Origin of the sequence: Gluconobacter potus (assembly GCF_015244705.1) — a bacterium.
Taxonomy (GTDB): domain Bacteria; phylum Pseudomonadota; class Alphaproteobacteria; order Acetobacterales; family Acetobacteraceae; genus Gluconobacter; species Gluconobacter potus.
The window spans coordinates 98,189-114,663 of the sequence record NZ_JABCQF010000003.1 but is presented as its reverse complement, the minus strand read 5'-3'; the positions used below and the strand labels follow the sequence as shown (position 1 = coordinate 114,663).

General features: G+C 62.8%; 13 protein-coding genes. 5 read left to right on the top strand and 8 right to left on the bottom strand.

What is annotated here, in order from left to right:
• Positions 1-57 precede the first annotated feature (57 nt).
• Entirely contained in the window at positions 58-1,014 is a 957-nt protein-coding gene (locus HKD31_RS06920; RefSeq protein WP_194264800.1) for a lysophospholipid acyltransferase family protein, read from the bottom strand.
• Between the two features lie 292 nt (positions 1,015-1,306).
• Here HKD31_RS06920 and HKD31_RS06915 point away from each other — a divergent pair, with 292 nt between their 5' ends.
• Positions 1,307-3,472: an autotransporter assembly complex protein TamA gene (locus tag HKD31_RS06915; RefSeq protein ID WP_228120318.1), complete on the top strand. Its 2,166-nt coding sequence runs from the start codon at positions 1,307-1,309 to the stop codon at positions 3,470-3,472.
• On the top strand, positions 3,472-7,617 hold the full coding sequence (locus HKD31_RS06910; protein ID WP_194264802.1) for a translocation/assembly module TamB domain-containing protein: 4,146 nt from the start codon (positions 3,472-3,474) through the stop codon (positions 7,615-7,617). Before HKD31_RS06915 ends, HKD31_RS06910 begins: the two co-directional genes overlap by 1 nt.
• A gap of 3 nt (positions 7,618-7,620) precedes the next feature.
• On the opposite strand, the gene HKD31_RS06905 is transcribed toward HKD31_RS06910, so the two are convergent.
• The 5 genes from HKD31_RS06905 to HKD31_RS06885 all read right to left on the bottom strand — a co-directional run bounded on the left by HKD31_RS06905 (position 7,621) and on the right by HKD31_RS06885 (position 12,159).
• Positions 7,621-9,249, bottom strand: coding sequence for a tetratricopeptide repeat protein (locus tag HKD31_RS06905; RefSeq protein WP_194264803.1), 1,629 nt, complete (start codon positions 9,247-9,249; stop codon positions 7,621-7,623).
• 9 nt (positions 9,250-9,258) lie between these two features.
• A complete protein-coding gene (locus tag HKD31_RS06900; RefSeq protein ID WP_062496790.1) occupies positions 9,259-9,639 on the bottom strand; it encodes a response regulator in 381 nt (126 codons plus the stop codon).
• Positions 9,640-9,645: 6 nt separating this feature from the next.
• A complete protein-coding gene (locus tag HKD31_RS06895) occupies positions 9,646-10,446 on the bottom strand; it encodes an SDR family NAD(P)-dependent oxidoreductase (RefSeq protein ID WP_062496788.1) in 801 nt (266 codons plus the stop codon).
• 173 nt (positions 10,447-10,619) lie between these two features.
• Positions 10,620-11,207, bottom strand: a complete 588-nt coding sequence (locus HKD31_RS06890) for a CarD family transcriptional regulator (RefSeq protein WP_024716784.1) — start codon at positions 11,205-11,207, stop codon at positions 10,620-10,622.
• 76 nt (positions 11,208-11,283) lie between these two features.
• Entirely contained in the window at positions 11,284-12,159 is an 876-nt protein-coding gene (locus tag HKD31_RS06885) for a bestrophin family protein (RefSeq protein ID WP_194264804.1), read from the bottom strand.
• A gap of 180 nt (positions 12,160-12,339) precedes the next feature.
• Between HKD31_RS06885 and HKD31_RS06880 the strand changes: the two genes are divergently transcribed.
• The 3 genes from HKD31_RS06880 to HKD31_RS06870 are packed head-to-tail and all read left to right on the top strand — an operon-like array spanning position 12,340 to position 15,067.
• Positions 12,340-13,455, top strand: coding sequence for an S-(hydroxymethyl)glutathione dehydrogenase/class III alcohol dehydrogenase (locus HKD31_RS06880; protein ID WP_194264805.1), 1,116 nt, complete (start codon positions 12,340-12,342; stop codon positions 13,453-13,455).
• Between the two features lie 2 nt (positions 13,456-13,457).
• On the top strand, positions 13,458-14,306 hold the full coding sequence (fghA, locus tag HKD31_RS06875; RefSeq protein WP_338085546.1) for an S-formylglutathione hydrolase: 849 nt from the start codon (positions 13,458-13,460) through the stop codon (positions 14,304-14,306).
• On the top strand, positions 14,303-15,067 hold the full coding sequence (locus HKD31_RS06870) for a ribonuclease T2 family protein (RefSeq protein ID WP_194264806.1): 765 nt from the start codon (positions 14,303-14,305) through the stop codon (positions 15,065-15,067). The genes fghA and HKD31_RS06870 overlap by 4 nt, the downstream gene beginning before the upstream one ends.
• Here the strand turns inward: HKD31_RS06870 and hisI are convergent.
• The gene (gene hisI, locus HKD31_RS06865; RefSeq protein ID WP_024716786.1) at positions 15,055-15,465 is read right to left on the bottom strand and encodes a phosphoribosyl-AMP cyclohydrolase; all 411 of its coding nucleotides are present in this window, start codon (positions 15,463-15,465) and stop codon (positions 15,055-15,057) included. The genes HKD31_RS06870 and hisI overlap by 13 nt on opposite strands.
• Positions 15,462-16,274, bottom strand: coding sequence for a CAF17-like 4Fe-4S cluster assembly/insertion protein YgfZ (gene ygfZ, locus HKD31_RS06860; RefSeq protein ID WP_194264807.1), 813 nt, complete (start codon positions 16,272-16,274; stop codon positions 15,462-15,464). Before ygfZ ends, hisI begins: the two co-directional genes overlap by 4 nt.
• Positions 16,275-16,475 lie beyond the last annotated feature (201 nt).

The following is a 16,475-nucleotide window of genomic DNA, read 5'->3' as shown; positions in this document are numbered from 1 at the left end:
GTGGGCAGGCTTCAAGTCAAGACAAACATGATGACAGGGCCCGGTTTCGCGCAGATTTCAGGACTGGATCGTGTCTGTCTGGCCGCGACGGAGTTCCGCTGCGCCGTCATTGACGACCTTGAATGTGGCGCGCGCGAGTTCCTTGCGGGAGCGGTAATCCTCGGGATTGATGGGATCATGTAGCATCAGCGAGGCGCCCATCGAACGCCATTGCCCGAACGACCAGAGATGGGGGGCAAGGTCCATGTCCCCGTACCATGAAAAGACATTCCGACGGCTGCGCCCGACCGGCAGGCCTTCAAGGCGGTCATAGACCACTGAGACGGGCTGGATCAGGACCGGAGGGGCCTTGGGAAGCCCAGCCTGTTCCAGCCGGCCGGGTTTTGCGACGGCAAAGAACGATGACAGGAACGGAAGGACCCGCGAGCCGTCGGAGGATGTGCCTTCCGGAAACAGGACGATGTCGTCTCCGTCCCACAGGCGTGCCGCCATGTCCTGCAGTTCGCGGCCGGTGTCCTGACGGTTGCGGCTGACGAAAATCGTCCGGCCCAGTCGCGAGGCCGTGCCGATGAGAGGCCATTTCCCGACTTCGCCCTTGGCGACGAACACGCCGGGCAGGGCGCTGCCGATGATGATGATGTCGAGCCAGGAGCAGTGATTGGCCACGAACACGACCGGACGCTGCCCGCTGCGGACATCCTTTGCACTCCGCACGCCGCCAGCGCTCTGGCCGATGACGGTGGTCCTGATTCCCATGATCAGGCACACGCCTTTCCAGAGCAACTGCGGCATCAGGATCTTCAGGCGTCCGGGAAGACGGATGAGGATGGCCTGGATGCAGCACACCCAGAATGCCCAGATCAGGACAAGCGACAGCCGCCTGATGCAGCGCAGGCGGCTGTACAGCGAGGACGACGTTGTCGGCTGGAAAGCCGGGAAATCGGCATTTCCCTCCAGGACAGGACGGTTGTGACCGCGCCGGCCGTTCGGGGTCTTGGCATCACGATGGGACATGGGTGCTGAGTGATACGGTTTTCGCGGGGGGGACACAATCTTGTTTGTTGGCTTGTTTGTCGGGCTGCCTGCTGAGTGCGCCGGTGCAGGGCAGTTTTCCGGACTGCTCCTGTCCGGGAGGACTTGACAGGGAGCGCCGTGCAAGGTTCCTCGGATGGTAGCAGCCGCCTTGTTCGGTCTGCGATCTCGTGTTCCGGTTTTCACAAGGCCGGAAATGCCCTCAAGACGGATTTCAGGACGCACGGTGAAGTCAGGCCGCAGCCCAGTTTCTCTTTCTGTGTCAGTTGCTTCGATGTCCTGCATTCTGGGCATCGTGACGGTGTTCTGCGCGCCTCTGCCAGCAGAAGCGAAGGCGTCGAAAGCGGCGGCCAACGCAAAGCCGGTGACGGATGGCACGTCCGATCCTGCCATTCCCTATGCCGTGACGCTGACGCCGACGAAACAGGCGGATCTGGACGCCGCGATCACCGCATCCTCGCAGCTCAAATCCCTTCAGACGTCCCACACCGTCGGAGCCTATGCGCTCGCCGGGCGGATCCGCAGCGATTATGACCGCGTCAACAGCGCGCTTGAATCACAGGGATATTACGCGGGTTCTGTGAAAATCAGCGTCAAGGCGGGCGCACGGACCGTGGATGGCAAGGATCCGTCCCTGCCGGATATTCTCAAGGCGCTCGGCAGGAGCCAGAAGGTCGCGATCACGATTTCGGCTACGATCGGGCCGAGGTTCAGTCTGGGAAATGTGGCGCTGACCACGCCGCCACAGGAAGCTCCCGCCGCATCCGTTCCAGCACCTACGCCAACGACTCCCACGGCGACGGCGCCTGCCATGAAGGACCCGACCGCGAAGGCGCCTGTTGCGAAGGTGGCCGCAAAAACCCCCGCGGGGAAAGCGCCCTCTGACGGAAAATCCGTCCTGACCCCGCCACCCGCTGCTGCGGTCGCGGCGACCTCGGAGCAGGCGATCGCACAGGCCCAGCCGGTCAGCCTTCTGCCTGAAGAGCGCAAGGCGTTCGGCCTGTCTTCGGGGCAGCCTGCCGTGGCGGCAGACGTTCTGGCCGCACAGAACAGCCTGCTCAACCAGCTTCAGGAAGAAGGCTACGCCACGGCGACTGTCTCGACCCCTCTGGCCTATCTGAAGCCCCAGACGCATACGCTGGATATCGTGTTCCGGGTGAACCGCGGGCCAAAGGTCGTGATCGGCCCGATCAGCATGACGGGGCTGGCGCATACCAAACAGCGCTATCTCATGAACCGGCTGGAACTGAAGGAAGGCGAGCTTTACCGCCCCTCCCGGATCGAAGCCGCACGGCAGGATCTGGCGAGTACGGGCGTTTTTGCGTCCGTTCAGGTCCGCAATGCCCCGCCGATCATTACCCTTCCGCCCTCGCGCACCCTCATGCCCGGCATCCTTCAGGCCATGCCGATCGAATTCGGATTCAAGGAAGCCAAGCGGCGGACCCTGTCTGCCGAAATCGGATACTCGACCGATCTCGGTGGGCGCGTTGGTGTGAGCTGGACGCATCACAACCTGCTGGGTAATGCCGAGCAACTGCGTCTGACCGCCCTGATCACCGGCCTTGGCGGCTCCGCCCAGCAGGGACTGGGTTATGACGTCTACGCGGATTTCATGAAGCCGGATTTCCTGTCCAAAGGGCAGAACCTCAGCGTGCGTCTCGAAGGCATCCGCCAGCTTCTCTATTCCTATCACCAGACCGCCATCATCGGCCGCGCGGGGCTGAACCGGCATGTCGGAAAATACTGGAACGTCTCGGGCGGCGTGATGGGGGAGCAGGAACAGATCCAGCAGTTCGGCGATACGCGGAGCTACTTCATTATCGCCGCCCCCCTGAACGCCACATTCGACAACACCCAGCTTTCCAACCCGATCGACCCGGCGACGCATGGCGTCCGCGCTTCGCTTTCGGTCACGCCCTCGGAATCGCTTGAGAGCGGATCGTCGTTCTTCACGCTGCTGTCCGCCCAGGTCTCGACCTATTTCGATCTGAAGCATCTGGGCATTTCCCGCCCGGGACGCAGCGTGATTGCCGTGCGTGGCATCGTAGGCTCGGTGCAGGGCGCGTCCACCTACCAGATCCCGCCCGATCAGCGTCTCTATGCCGGTGGCCCGGCGACGGTGCGCGGGTTCCGCTATCAGGGTGTCGGGCCGCAATACGGCAAGACGAAATACGGCATCGGCGGCACGTCCATGGATGCAGGCAGTGTCGAGTTCCGCCAGCGCCTGCCGATGAATCTGGGTTTCGCCGGGTTCGTGGATGCCGGTCAGGTGGGCACGGGTTCACGGCCGGGGCAGGGCACGCTGCGGGTCGGTTATGGTGGTGGCGTGCGCTATTTCACGCCGATCGGCCCGATCCGCGTGGATGTGGCGCTGCCGATGAACCGTCCGGCTTACGGCGATAAATGGGAACTGTATTTCGGCCTCGGGGAGACGTTCTGATGCGTGTTCGCAGGTTTCTTCTCCGTGTCGCAGCCGGTCTGGTTGTCGTGCCCGTGGGGCTTGTGGCCGTGGCGGTTACGGGCGTTCTTGTGGGGATCAACATCTCGCCCGGCCAGCGTCTGATCGAGCGCAAGATCGGCCCGCTGACGGGGGGCATGGTCGAAATTTCCGGACTTTCGGGCTTCCTGCCGCATCATCTGGCGGTGGCGAAACTGCTCATCAAGGATACGAAAGGCCCCTGGATCGAGCTGGATAATGCCGACCTGAAATGGTCGCCGCTGTCCCTGCTGCATCTGGATGCGAAGATCACCAATCTGAGTGCCTCCCGGGTCGCCGTCCTGCGCAAGATGGTGTCCGAGCCCGAAAAGACGCCTGCAAAGCCCACGACAACCAGCACGGCACCGTCGAAGCTGCATCTGCGCGTCGATCTGGCATCCCTGCATGTCGGGCGGCTGGAAATCGGGCCGGACTATACCGTCACGCCGACGGCTTTCTCGCTGGACGGTCACGCCCATATCCACAGCATCGCGCCGTTCCTGGATGGCGTGACGGTGAAGACTCTGCCGGTCATGGATGTGGCGCTGGCCCTGAAGCGGCTCGATCAGCTGGGCAGTCTGACACTGAACGTCCAGACGCCGAAGAAGCGCATTGCAGTCGGGGTGCGGTTTCAGGAAGGCGATAACGGTTTTGCCACCACCCTCGGACAGATGCCGCAGCTCGACCCGCTGGATCTGCACCTGAACCTCAACGGGCCGCGTACGGCCGCGGTACTGGATTTCGGTCTGGGTGCAGGGCCGATCAAGGCTTCCGCCAGCGGGACGATGAACCTGCTGACCCGTGTCGGGGACCTGCATGTGAAGGCCAATGCGCCGTCCATGACGCTGCGTCCGGGCATTGCGTGGAACACGATCGCACTGGATACGGACCTGCATGGGCCGCTGACGGCGCCGAACGGGCAGGGCGTTCTGGATATCGACGCGCTGACGGCGGCGGGTGCTGGGATCGGGCATCTGCATGCGCAGTTCGAGGGCGTCGAGAGCGATCAGCCTAATGATGCGACGGGTCATCTGACCGCATCTCTGGATGGGCTGAGAATCCCGGGCTCCCAGCCCACGCTTCTGGCCGCAGCTCCTCTGACGCTGGATGTTCTGGCGCATCCGCTGGCACCGTCCGCGCCGATCGTGGCGAAGCTGGATCATCCGCTGCTTCATGCTTCGGCGACAGCGGATCTGAAGCCAGCTGCGAAAGGGCATCTGGATCTCGACCTGCCGGATCTGCACTCACTTGCGGCGATGGGCAGTACGGACCTCAAGGGCAGTGCGGGGCTACATGCCGATTTCGCCATGCCGGTCACAAAACGCGACGACCTGACGCTGAAAAGCACGGGGACGCTCGCGATCACGGGCGGTCAGGCACAGGCCGTGAACCTGATCGGCAAGACGGGCACGTTCTCGCTGGATCTGACGAAATCGCCCGCCAATGTCCTGACGCTGAAAAGCTTCGGACTGGATGGCGCGGCCCTGCACATGCTGGTGTCGTCCGTGATCGACATGGCCCATGGCAACCGGATGCAGACGAAGGTCACCGTCCAGTTGCCCGATCTCGCAAAGGCCAGCCCCGCCATCCTCGGCAATACGACGCTGACCGCCACGGCCGATGGCCCGACGGATGATCTCGCGGTCAAGGCCGACCTGAACGGGGATTTCGGGACAAAGGAAGTTGCGAAAGGGCCGGTGACGCTTCATGCGGATTTCCAGCACTTGCCGTCCCATCCCGATGGAACGCTGACGGCCAAAGGCACCCTGGATCACGCGCCACTCGTGCTCGATACGGCGCTTCAGCAGGATGATGCGGGCGCGTACCATCTGGATCTCAACACGCTGGGCTGGAACAGCCTGACCGGGAAGGGCAGGCTGCGTCTGCCCAAGGGGGCAAAAGTTCCGCTGGGGGATCTGGACGTCTCGATCCGCAATCTGGGCGATTTCCAGCGTCTGATCGGGCAGGCAATTTCAGGTCATCTGACGCTGGGCCTGCACACCACGGAAGCTGAAAATGCGCCGCCTGTCGTGAAACTTGGACTGGACGGAATGCTGTCGATGGCGCAGGCCGCCGTCCAGTCCCTGAAGGTCAGCGGCACCATCACCAATCCGATCGACGCACCCGAACCCGCGCTGGTGCTGGATCTGGCCGGGATGCGCTATCAGGCCATGACGGGCAAGGCGCATGCCACGATCAAGGGTCCGCAGACCGCCATGGCCATTGCGCTGAACGCGGCCTTCCAGAACGTGATGGATGCCCCGGCTAATATCGACACCGCACTTGTTCTGAATGTACCTGAAAAGACGGTGCGCCTCGGACAACTGACGGCTCTGGCCAAGGGCGAGAGCCTGCGTCTGAGCCGTCCGGCCGTGGTGTCCTTCGGCAAGACGATGGGTGTGGATCATCTTCTGGCAACGGTGGCCCCGCAGGGTGTCGCGCCTGCAACCATCGATGTGGCGGGAACGCTGAAACCGGCGCTCTCGCTCACGGCGCGTCTGGATCACATCACGCCTGCGATCGCCAAACCTTTCGCGCCGGACCTGTCGGCCACGGGCGCGATTTCGCTCAATGCCAAGCTCGGCGGAACCCTCGCCGCGCCAACCGGAACGGTCTCGCTGACCGGGCGTGACCTGCGGATGCGGACCGGCCCTGCGGCGTCCCTTCCGGCCGCGCAGATCCTGGCCAATGTGGGTCTCGCCGGCAGTTCCGCGAAGGTTGATGCGACTCTGGGCGCCGGTCCGTCCGTCGCGCTGGCCGTGCGGGGCACAGCGCCGCTTTCCAGCACGGGCGCGATGGCGCTTGCGACCACGGGGCATGTTGACCTGTCCGTGGGCAATGCCGTCCTGGGCGCCAGTGGCATGGGAGTGGCCGGCAAGGTTGGCATCAATCTCAATGTCGCCGGAACGGCCGCGCAGCCACGGGCGACGGGACAGGTGACGCTGGAGAACGCCTCCTTCGACCACTACGCGCAGGGTGTGCATCTCAATCATATTAATGGCGCGCTTGTCGCGTCGGGAGACAGCATTGCCGTCAACCACATCGTCGCTCATGCGGGCCCGGGGACGATCGTGCTGGAAGGAACAGTCGGAGCCTTCCGGCCTGATCTTCCGGTTGATCTGCACATCACGTCCGAAAAAGCCCGGCCGGTTTCAAGCGACCTGCTGACCGCGACGATCAACACCGATCTGCATATCCACGGGCAGGCCACGACGCGGCTGGATGTGGACGGGAAAGTCAATATTCCCAACGCCACGATCAACATTCCGGACTCCATGCCGGCCTCCGTCCCGCAGCTCGATGTTATCCGTCCGGGGCAGAAACCGCCGTCCAGTTCCAGCTCGAGCCTGATCATCGGGCTGGGCGTGGATGTGATTTCGCCGGGTGAGTTTTTCGTGCGCGGTCATGGCGTCTTCGCGGAAATGCAGGGCCGTCTGCGCGTGCGCGGGACAAGCGCGGAACCTGCGGTCAGCGGTGGCTTTGATCTCAAGCGGGGCAATTTCAATCTGGGCGGCATCAACCTCAACTTCACCAACGGGCGTGTGGCGTTCAACGGCTCTGGCGTGAACCACAAGCTTGATCCGACGCTGGATTTCCGTGCCGACCGCAACGCCAGCGGCACGCTCGCGAGCCTTCTGGTGACGGGCTATGCCAGCGCGCCGAAGATCGACTTCGCGTCCACGCCAAGCCTGCCGCGCGATCAGGTTCTGTCCATCCTGCTGTTCGGCACCGACAGCCATTCGCTTTCCACGACGCAGCTTGCTGAACTTGGCGCGGCGGTGGTGCAGCTTGCGGGTGGCTCGGCCTTCGATCCGTTGAGCAAGGTCCGCAACCTGCTGGGCCTGGACCGTCTGGCCGTGGGTGGCGGCAGCGGTGTGGACAATGGGGGCACCAGTGTCGAGGCCGGGAAATACGTCATGAAGGGCGTCTATGTCGGCGCCAAGCAGGCGACATCCGGCTCCGGCACGCAGGCGCAGGTCCAGATTGACCTGACGAAACGCCTGAAGTTCAACACGACGGTCGGCACGGGTGGTCAGGTCACGGGATTCACGACACCGGAAAACGATCCGGGATCGAGCATCGGTCTGTCCTACGGCTACAGCTACTGAGTTCTAATGGGCGGAAACGGCGTCTTCGAGGCGCTGTTTCACACGCTCCACGACGTCCGACCAGTCCCCAAAACGGGTCTGACGGACGATCGTCATCTGCGGATACCAGGGCGTATCCTCACGCCCGTGCAGCCAGCGCCAGCAGTTGTTGATGCGGTCCATCATGATGACAGGCTTGCCCAGTCCGCCCGCCAGATGAACGGCTGACGTATCGACCGAGACGATGATGTCCAGGTTCACCATCAGCGCCGCCGTGTCGTCCATCGTGTGACATTCGGGCATGAAATTGATCAGTTCGCCCGGGAAATCGGGGATCTGTTCGGCCGGGCGATCTTTCTGCAGGGAATAGAAACTCGCGCCTTCAATGTCGGCCAGAGGGGCAAGTGCGGCAAGCGGCATGGACCGCTGGCGGTCCACCATGAGCGCCGCCGTATCTTCAGGCCGCGCTGCCCCAGCCCAGACCAGACCTACCCGGAACCTGCGATCATCCTGCAGGCGCTGACGCCACATCTCGGCTTTCCGCCGGTCCGCGCTGAGATAGGGAACAGGCGCTCCCATCGCGTCCGGCGTTCCGGAAAAGGCACGGGGCAGGCTGATGAAGGGGCAGTGATAGTCGTATTCCGGCGTTTCGCCGCCAAACTGCACTTCCGTAACCCCGGCGACACGTTCGCAGATCGCCGCCAGTGTCTCGGTGCCCCAGATATGGACGATAGCCCCTGTGCGGGCGAGGGGCGGGATGTAGCGCAGATACATCAGCGTATCGCCCAGACCCTCCTCCTGCGTGACGAGGACGCGCTTGCCCTTCAGGTCCAGCGATGGGGAAATGTTGGGCAGGAGCCGATCCAGCGGCATGCTGGTATGGCCCGGCAGGCCGAAACGCCATTCATGCTCGGCCCAGCCCTGTGCCATGCGCCCGCTCTTGAGCATGGTGATGGAATGGTTCAGACGCAGGCGCGGGTCTTTGGGCGCCATGGGAACCGCCTGCCGGTACAGATTGGCTGCTTCTTCCATCCGCCCGAGGCTGCTGAGGATGCAGGCCATGTTGCAGATCGGTTCCCAGTCCTGCGGATCGCTTTCGCGCAGATCGTGCATGACTGCGAGTGCCCCCTCGAAACGGCCGGTTTCCGTCAGGAGAAGGGCGAGCAGGTTGAGCGTGCCGCGGTTGCCGGGACGGTGGCGCAGACTCCGGCGCAGAAGGAGTTCCGCCTCGTCGAAGCGTGCAAGCTGGATCAGAACCGTCGCTTCGGCATCCATCAGCCGGGCATCATCGGGTTTGCGCCTGCGGCAGATTTCCAGCAGCGGCAGCAGATCGTCCCGCCGCCGCATGGAAACGGCTTCGTCCAGCAGCAGCGCAATGGCATGGGGGCCGACATTGGCGCTGGCTTTTTCAAGCTCTTCCGCACATTCGGCGTAGCGGTAAAGGTGAAACAGTGCGCGGGCCCGGACATAATGCAGGGCCGGGATTTCAGTCGTATCGTCCGTGGAGGCGCCCGCGATGGCCAGCGCTTCTTCGGCGTCTTTACGGGCGAGGGCATGCTGTGCCCAGGTCAGGCGAGCGGAGGGGCTGGCCTGGTCGTTTTCGGTCGCTGGGGCCGGATCTTCAGGGGCTGGTCTGTCCAGACTGGCAGACATGCGGATCTCCTAGTCCGAGGCCGCCGATGTCATTTCCAGAAGGGCCTCCAGAATGCTTGCTAGCGTATAAGGCTTCGAGATGAAACGGTCCCGCGCGGGATCGCCGGAGGTCTCGTCACGCCGCAGGTCACCATGGCCGCTGATATAGATGACCGGAAGATCGGGCCAGCGTTCACGGGCCGGCTGGACAAGGGTCATGCCATCCCCGTCCGGGAGGGTCATGTCCGCCACGAGGGCATCGAGCCTCGGCTCCGCGCCGATGATGGCGCGGGCTTCGGCGCAGTTGTCCGCTTCCCTGACCGTCAGGCCGCTGTCGAGCAGGAACTCCGCCAGGCAGGTCCGGATGAGGAAATCATCCTCGATCAGCAGAACGGTAAGGGAAGGGGCCATAAAGAGTTACGAGGACCAGTTGTTTTCGAAATCGCCATAGAGCGTCAGGCCACCATCGACATACAGGGTCTGACCCGTGATGTAGGTGCTGTCCTCGGCGGCAAGGAAAGTGATGGCATCCGCGATTTCGCGGCTTTCGCCAGGGCGCTTCATCGGGATGTGGCTTGAGACGGCCTTGTACTGTTCGGGATCGTTGATCCAGGACATGTTGATCGGCGTCACGATGGCGCCGGGCGCCACGGCATTCACCCGGATGCCGCGGCTGGCATATTCGAGCGCCAGCGTGCGGACGATGTTGCCGACAGCGCCCTTGGACGCGGAATAGCCCAGATAATGCGGCTTGGGGATGATCTGGTGAACGGAGGAGTTCACGATGATCGTGCCCTTGATGCCGTTTTCCAGCCAGTAGCGCAGGACCTCGCGGCACGGCAGCATCACGCCCGTGACGTTGACGGCCATCACGCCTTCAAAATCTTCGAGCTTGATATCTTCTGACGGGGAGGGGATCTGATAGCCCGCATTGCAGACCAGAACGTCGAGACCGCCCATGGCCTTGATGCTCTCGGCGACCAGACGCTTGACGTCATCTTCTTTGGAAATGTCACCCGTGGCGATCGGGTGCTCTCCGCCGGAGACCTTGGGCAGCTTCTCGCGGACGGCGATCAGCTTGTCTTCCTTGCGGCCGTTGAGGGCGACCTGCGCGCCTTCTTCGGCAAAACGAAGCGCGGTGGCCTCGCCAATTCCCTGGGATGCCCCGGTGACGAGGACTTTCTTGCCGGCGAAACGGTCTTTGTAAGGGGCAGGCATCTGGCCTCACCTCTCCTTGTGAATGCAGGTTTGAAACCGTGACTGAAAACGCATCACGGAAAAGATCTCTCGTGTCGCCAACGCGAGAGACCCCGTCCGGGATGCGAAGAAAACCACAGCCTGATCCATATTGGAGAAGCGCAGCCTTTTCAAACTGCGCTCCTGACCGCGCTTCAGGCGGCCTTCATGGTCTTGGTCAGGTTTTCGAGAACCTGTGCGGGGTCGACGTTTTCGAGAACGGCGACCTCGGCCACGAAACGCTCCTGCGCGGCTTCGAACAGCTTGCGCTCGGAGAAGCTGCCATCGAGGCTGTCGACGTTGCGACGCAGGTCACGCAGCACTTCGGCAATCTGGATCAGGTCACCGGAGTTGATCTTTTCCTGATAGGCCACGGCGCGACGGGCCCACATGCCCTTGCTGACATGCGGCTTGCCCTTGATGACGGTCATCGCCTTGTCGACGATGTCGCGCGTCACGATCTTGCGCAGGCCGGCCTTGCGGGCCTTGGCCAGCGGGATACGCAGCGTCATCTGGTTGCCGGGGAACGAGATCTGGATCATCTCGATGACGGTATCGGCGACTTCGACCATGCCGATCTTGTCCACGCGTCCGACGCCATGCGCGGCGTAGACAATGGAGTCACCTTCGCGGAACGGGTCCGCGTCGTGTTCCGGATCGGTCTGACGGGCAGTGTTGTTGGCTGCGACACGAGCCATTTCATCGGTCATGCCGCCCTTCTGGGGGCTTTTGAACGTGTTCATAGCCCCGGCTTATAGCAGAAAAACCCCCTGCTGTCTTGTCTGATCGCAAGGGGGCAACCGGGGGCTCCTGTGTCCGTCAGGGCTGAACGCCGTGGATGGCCTGGATGGGATCGGGCGGGAGATCCCCGATCGGTTGCAGGAGGTCGCGCTCGATCGTGCGGGCCATGGTCAGCATGGGCAGGGCGTGGACGCTCTTCGTGAACGGTTCCTGCAGGTCGCGTCCGCTGCGGTCGAGCATCTGGAACAGCATGCCGATGATGCTGGAGCCCAGAGGCGTGATCCAGCCGAGCGTCTGCACGGCCGAAAGCGGCAGGATGATGCAGAACAGATGCGTCGCGATTTCGGGCAGCAGGGAATACTGCGCGGGAAGCGGGGTGTTCCTGATCCGCTCCAGGCCGCCCTGTGCGTTGGCGATGTCGGACAGGATGCGGTCCACGGTGCCATGCACAGCGCCGTCGATTCCCTTGCGTTCGACTTCGTCCCGGACCCCCAGGCCGATCTGGTAGAGCAGCATGTTGGCCGTGTTCGAGCAGGAAAAGACCTTCTCGTACATCTCAGGCGTCAGCAGTCTCCTGGTGTCCTCGTTGGGCGGATCGCCCCTCAGCGCCGCGCGCAGGACATGCGGATAGGCGGCCATGGCGCGGGCCAGATCCGCACGTCCGCCCAGAAGGGTCGCGGCTTCGCGGCCGAAGGAGCGGCAGTTGTTGGTGATCGCGCCCCACAGCGTCCGGCCTTCCCACCAGCGGTTATAGGCCGCGTTGTTGCGCATGCTCAGGAAGATCGCGAGCGCCGAACCCATCAGGGAAATCGGAAGTGCCGGCTGCTCCATCCAGTCCTGGTGAAAGATCTGGAACAGGACGACCACGACGAAGTCCCACAGGGTCAGGATGATCAGGGGGGGAAGGGATTCCCGGAAAAGAATGGCCAGTCCATGTGGACGGTTGACGATCAAACGGCTGTCTCCTCGGATGACGGGATGTGCAGGGAAGTTGTGCGGAAGCGTAGCGGCGAAGTTAGTCCCCGGCCAACACCAAAGGGTGTCTGTCACTTTACTTTCTTTTGCAGCGGCCTCTTGCCGCCATGCCGTTTAATACGACACCCTGTCCGAACCGTTTCAGAGGAGAGTGATGTTATGGACGTGACCGCCGCCATTGCGTTCGAAGCCGGCAGACCGCTGGAAATCGACACGGTTCAGCTTGAAGGCCCCCGCGACGGGGAAGTGCTGGTCGAGATCATGGCGACCGGGCTGTGCCATACCGACAAGTACACGCTCTCGGGTCAGGACCCTGAAGGGCTGTTTCCGGCCATTCTCGGGCATGAGGGTGCGGGCATCGTCCGGGAAGTCGGGGCCGGGGTGAAGCATCTCAAGCCCGGCGATCACGTCATTCCGCTCTATACGCCGGAGTGCCGCGAATGTCCGTCCTGCCTGTCGCGCAAGACCAATCTGTGTACGGCCATCCGCAGCACGCAGGGCAAGGGCGTGATGCCGGATGGCACATCCCGCTTCTCTTATAAAGGTCAGCCGATCCATCACTATATGGGCTGCTCGACCTTCGCGAATTTTACGGTTCTGCCGGAAATCGCACTGGCGAAGATCCGCCCCGACGCGCCGTTTGACAAGGTCTGCTATATCGGCTGCGGCGTGACGACCGGCATTGGCGCCGTGCTGTTCACGGCCAAGGTCGAACCCGGATCGACGGTCGCTGTGTTCGGGTTGGGTGGCATCGGCCTCAACGTCATTCAGGGCGCAAAGATGGTCGGCGCCAACCGGATCATCGGCATCGATATCAACCCGGAGCGCGAGGCGATTGCCCGCAAGTTCGGCATGACGGATTTCGTGAACCCGAAGGACCTGGGGCCGGACGGCGACCTTGTTGGGCATCTGATCGAGATGACTGGTGGTGGCCTGGACTACACATTCGAGTGTGTCGGCAATCCGACCCTGATGCGTCAGGCGCTGGAGAGCGCGCATCGTGGCTGGGGCGTGTCCTGTGTCATCGGTGTGGCCGGGGCGGGACAGGAAATCAGCACACGTCCGTTCCAGCTCGTCACGGGACGCCGCTGGATCGGCTCGGCATTCGGTGGAGCGCGTGGACGGACCGATGTGCCGAAGATCGTGGACTGGTACATGGAAGGCCGGATCGATATCGACGATCTCATCACCCACAAGCTCAAGCTCGCTGACATCAATCTGGGCTTCGACATGATGAGCCGCGGTGAGAGCATCCGCACCGTCGTGGAGTACTGAGCGTGTCCGACATCGAGGTTCTGGCGCATCACGCCTGTTTCGACGGTTCCCTGCGGTTTGTCCGGCACAATTCGCAGGCGCTTGGTGTTCCCGCGACGTTCGGGATCTTCCTGCCGAAAGAGGCGCTTGTGGGGCAGAAAGTCCCCGTCATCCATCTGCTGGCCGGGCTGACCGCGACGCAGGAAACGTTCCTCATCAAGGCCAACGCCATCCGCTTTGCCGCCGAACATGGCATCGCGCTCGTCGCCCCGGACACGTCCCCGCGCCATACGGGTACGAAAGGTGAGGATGACAGTTACGATCTGGGATCGGGTGCCGGCTTCTATATCGACGCCACGTCCGAACCCTGGAGCCATCACTACCGGATGGAGACCTATGTTGGCGAGGAACTGCCCGCTCTGACGGAGCGGCTCTATCCGTTGGACGGCACCCGGCGCGGCATCATGGGACATTCCATGGGCGGGATGGGGGCGCTGCTTCAGGCTCTGAAATATCCCGATCGCTGGAAGACCGTCTCAGCTTTTGCGCCGATCTGCCATCCAAGCATTGTGCCCTGGGGGCAGAAGGCCTTCGATGCGTATTTCGGCGGCGATCCAGCGAAATGGCAGAGTTGCGACCCGACACTTCTGTTGCGCGCGAAGCATACCCATCCGTCCACCATTCTCGTGGATCAGGGACTGATGGACCAGTATCTGGCGGATCTGTGTCCCGACGCGCTGGAGGGGGCCGCAAAGGAAGGCGGACAGTCCCTCGAACTCCGTCGTCATGCCGCGTATGATCATTCCTACTGGTTCGTGCAGAGTTTCATCGCGGACCATCTGACTCACCATGCCAAGGGGCTTTCTGCGTGAAGCGTTCCGTTCTTGCCGCTCTTTTCCTGCTGGGGGGCTGCGTCTCGCAGGTTCCGACCGGCCCTTCGATCACGCCCACGGCCCATACCGATTTCCGGCATGACACGCTCGCCCTGACCTGGCAGCCGGGTTTCTGCGCCACGGGCGGCGGATGTGAATGGGACCAGACACATCGCATCTCGATCGGTCTGCACGGGCTGTGGGCGTCCGAGCCGCATGCTCTGGAAGCACAGGGCGTGCCGGTGCAGGAATGGTGGTCCAAGGGCTGTGATCTCTACGATCATAATGACACGCCGCCGCAGCTTCTGCCGACAACGGTTGAGGCGCTGCGTGGCGTCGTGCCGCATCTGAAGAAGCCGCTTTACGTGCATGAATACACCAAGCATGCGCGCTGCTTTGGCTATGATGCGGACCGCTTCTTCATCACGTCCATGGAAATGCGCGACCGGTTTGCGGCTTCGGCCTTCGGGTTGTGGCTGGCGCAACAGTCCGGATTTCAGGTCAACCGCGATGACATGCTGGCTACCTTCGTGCGTCTGATGAATGTTCGTGACAGCCGGGCCCTTCAGGTCCGCTGCGAACCGGCCCATAACGGCCAGATGGTGCTGACGCAGCTCTGGTTCACGCTGGATCCGAAGAAGCTCTCGCGCTTCCCGTATGAAGGCGCCTATCTGTCCTCACCGGACGACCAGAACGGCTGCCCGGCCACGTTCCTCGTGCCGGGCTGGACGGCGCCGTCTGCGGCTGATCAGCGGCCGTAAAGCTCTTCGGCGCTGATTTCGGGCTGCGAGGTGTCGCGCAGCCCGTCCGGCGTCACCCCATGATAGAAACAGCTCCGGCGACCGGTGTGGCAGGCTACGCCGGTCTGGTCGACAATCATGAGAACGGCATCCATGTCGCAGTCGAGCCGGGCTTCAATAAGCTTCTGCTGCTGACCCGAGGTCTCCCCTTTGCGCCACAGCTTCTGGCGGCTGCGGGACCAGTAGCAGACCCGGCCCGTCAGCAGCGTCTCGCGCAGGGCATCCGCATTCATCCAGGCCAGCATCAGCACCACGCCGTCCGGTGCCTGTGCGAGCGCGGAAATCAGACCGTTCGCGTCGAACTTCACCTGCGCGATGATGTCATCGACAATGGACGGGGCGGGGGGAACATAGGTCACGAACGCATCTCCTCAGGAAACCAGACGGGCCAGACTACAGAAAGCGGCTGTCCATTGCATGTCAGGTCCGATGCGGACCAGGCGTCACGTCGCAGCATGGCGAGCGCCCGATTGCCGCTGCGGGAGCGGATGTCGCCCACTTCGCGTTCGCCGGAAATAATGACGCCGCCTTCGTCGGGGAACGTGCCCTCCGACAGGGCAACGGGCAGTAGACGGCGCTTGACGAGGCCGCGGTAATGGGTGCGGGCGGTGAGTTCCTGCCCCATATAGCAGCCCTTTTTCCAGGACACGCCGTGCAGCAGGTCCATGTCGGCTTCGAGCGCCAGTGTCTGCTCGCTCTCGAAATCCATGACGTCCGGCAGACCCAGCGTCAGACGCCGTTCCAGAAATTCGGCAGGCGTCTCATCCCCCTGAGCGGGTTCCGTCACGACCGCACGCCATCCAGCCCCCTCGCATCGTGGGTCTGGGGCACTCGTGAGGACGGTTTCCGGAACCGCGCGGCCTTCAGCGCCCGTGATGATCTGCAACGGCGTGTTCTCAATCTGCACGTCCGCGCGCAGACGGAAGCGGGAGAGGCGCTTGGCGAGCATCTCCGCGTGATCGGCCGGACAGTCCATCAGGATGCGGTCAGGCGTGGCATACAGGAAGAATTCGCTCAGCCAGCGTCCCTGCGGCGTGAGCAGGGCGCTCCAGACGGCTGTCGTGTCCGTCAGGTTCTGGACGTCATTGGTGACGAGCCCCTGAAGAAAGCTGGCGCGGTCCGTTCCCGTAAATGACAGGACGGCGCGGTGAGAAAGATATTCGTGCATATGAGACACCGCTGTTCCGACAGCTTCCAGCAAAACCACCCTGCTGGAAAAGCGCCCGACCATAGCGGGCAAATCCGTCATCCGCCATCTCTGCGTCGGGACGGAATGACTGGGAAGCCCTCCCACGGATCATGTGAAAACGGTAAATTTCGGATGTGAGGGCATGTTTCAGTTCGTGGCTGCGGGTTGCAGTCTGGTAAT

Bases quoted from the DNA above. Each gene is read 5' to 3' on its own strand.
- HKD31_RS06915 (WP_228120318.1), top strand. From the start codon at position 1,307: ATGTCCTGCATTCTGGGCATCGTGACGGTGTTCTGCGCGCCTCTGCCA.
- HKD31_RS06920 (WP_194264800.1), bottom strand. From the start codon at position 1,014: ATGTCCCATCGTGATGCCAAGACCCCGAACGGCCGGCGCGGTCACAAC.
- HKD31_RS06900 (WP_062496790.1), bottom strand. From the start codon at position 9,639: ATGGCCCCTTCCCTTACCGTTCTGCTGATCGAGGATGATTTCCTCATC.
- HKD31_RS06910 (WP_194264802.1), top strand. From the start codon at position 3,472: ATGCGTGTTCGCAGGTTTCTTCTCCGTGTCGCAGCCGGTCTGGTTGTC.
- HKD31_RS06890 (WP_024716784.1), bottom strand. From the start codon at position 11,207: ATGAACACGTTCAAAAGCCCCCAGAAGGGCGGCATGACCGATGAAATG.
- HKD31_RS06880 (WP_194264805.1), top strand. From the start codon at position 12,340: ATGGACGTGACCGCCGCCATTGCGTTCGAAGCCGGCAGACCGCTGGAA.
- HKD31_RS06895 (WP_062496788.1), bottom strand. From the start codon at position 10,446: ATGCCTGCCCCTTACAAAGACCGTTTCGCCGGCAAGAAAGTCCTCGTC.
- ygfZ (WP_194264807.1), bottom strand. From the start codon at position 16,274: ATGCACGAATATCTTTCTCACCGCGCCGTCCTGTCATTTACGGGAACG.
- HKD31_RS06905 (WP_194264803.1), bottom strand. From the start codon at position 9,249: ATGTCTGCCAGTCTGGACAGACCAGCCCCTGAAGATCCGGCCCCAGCG.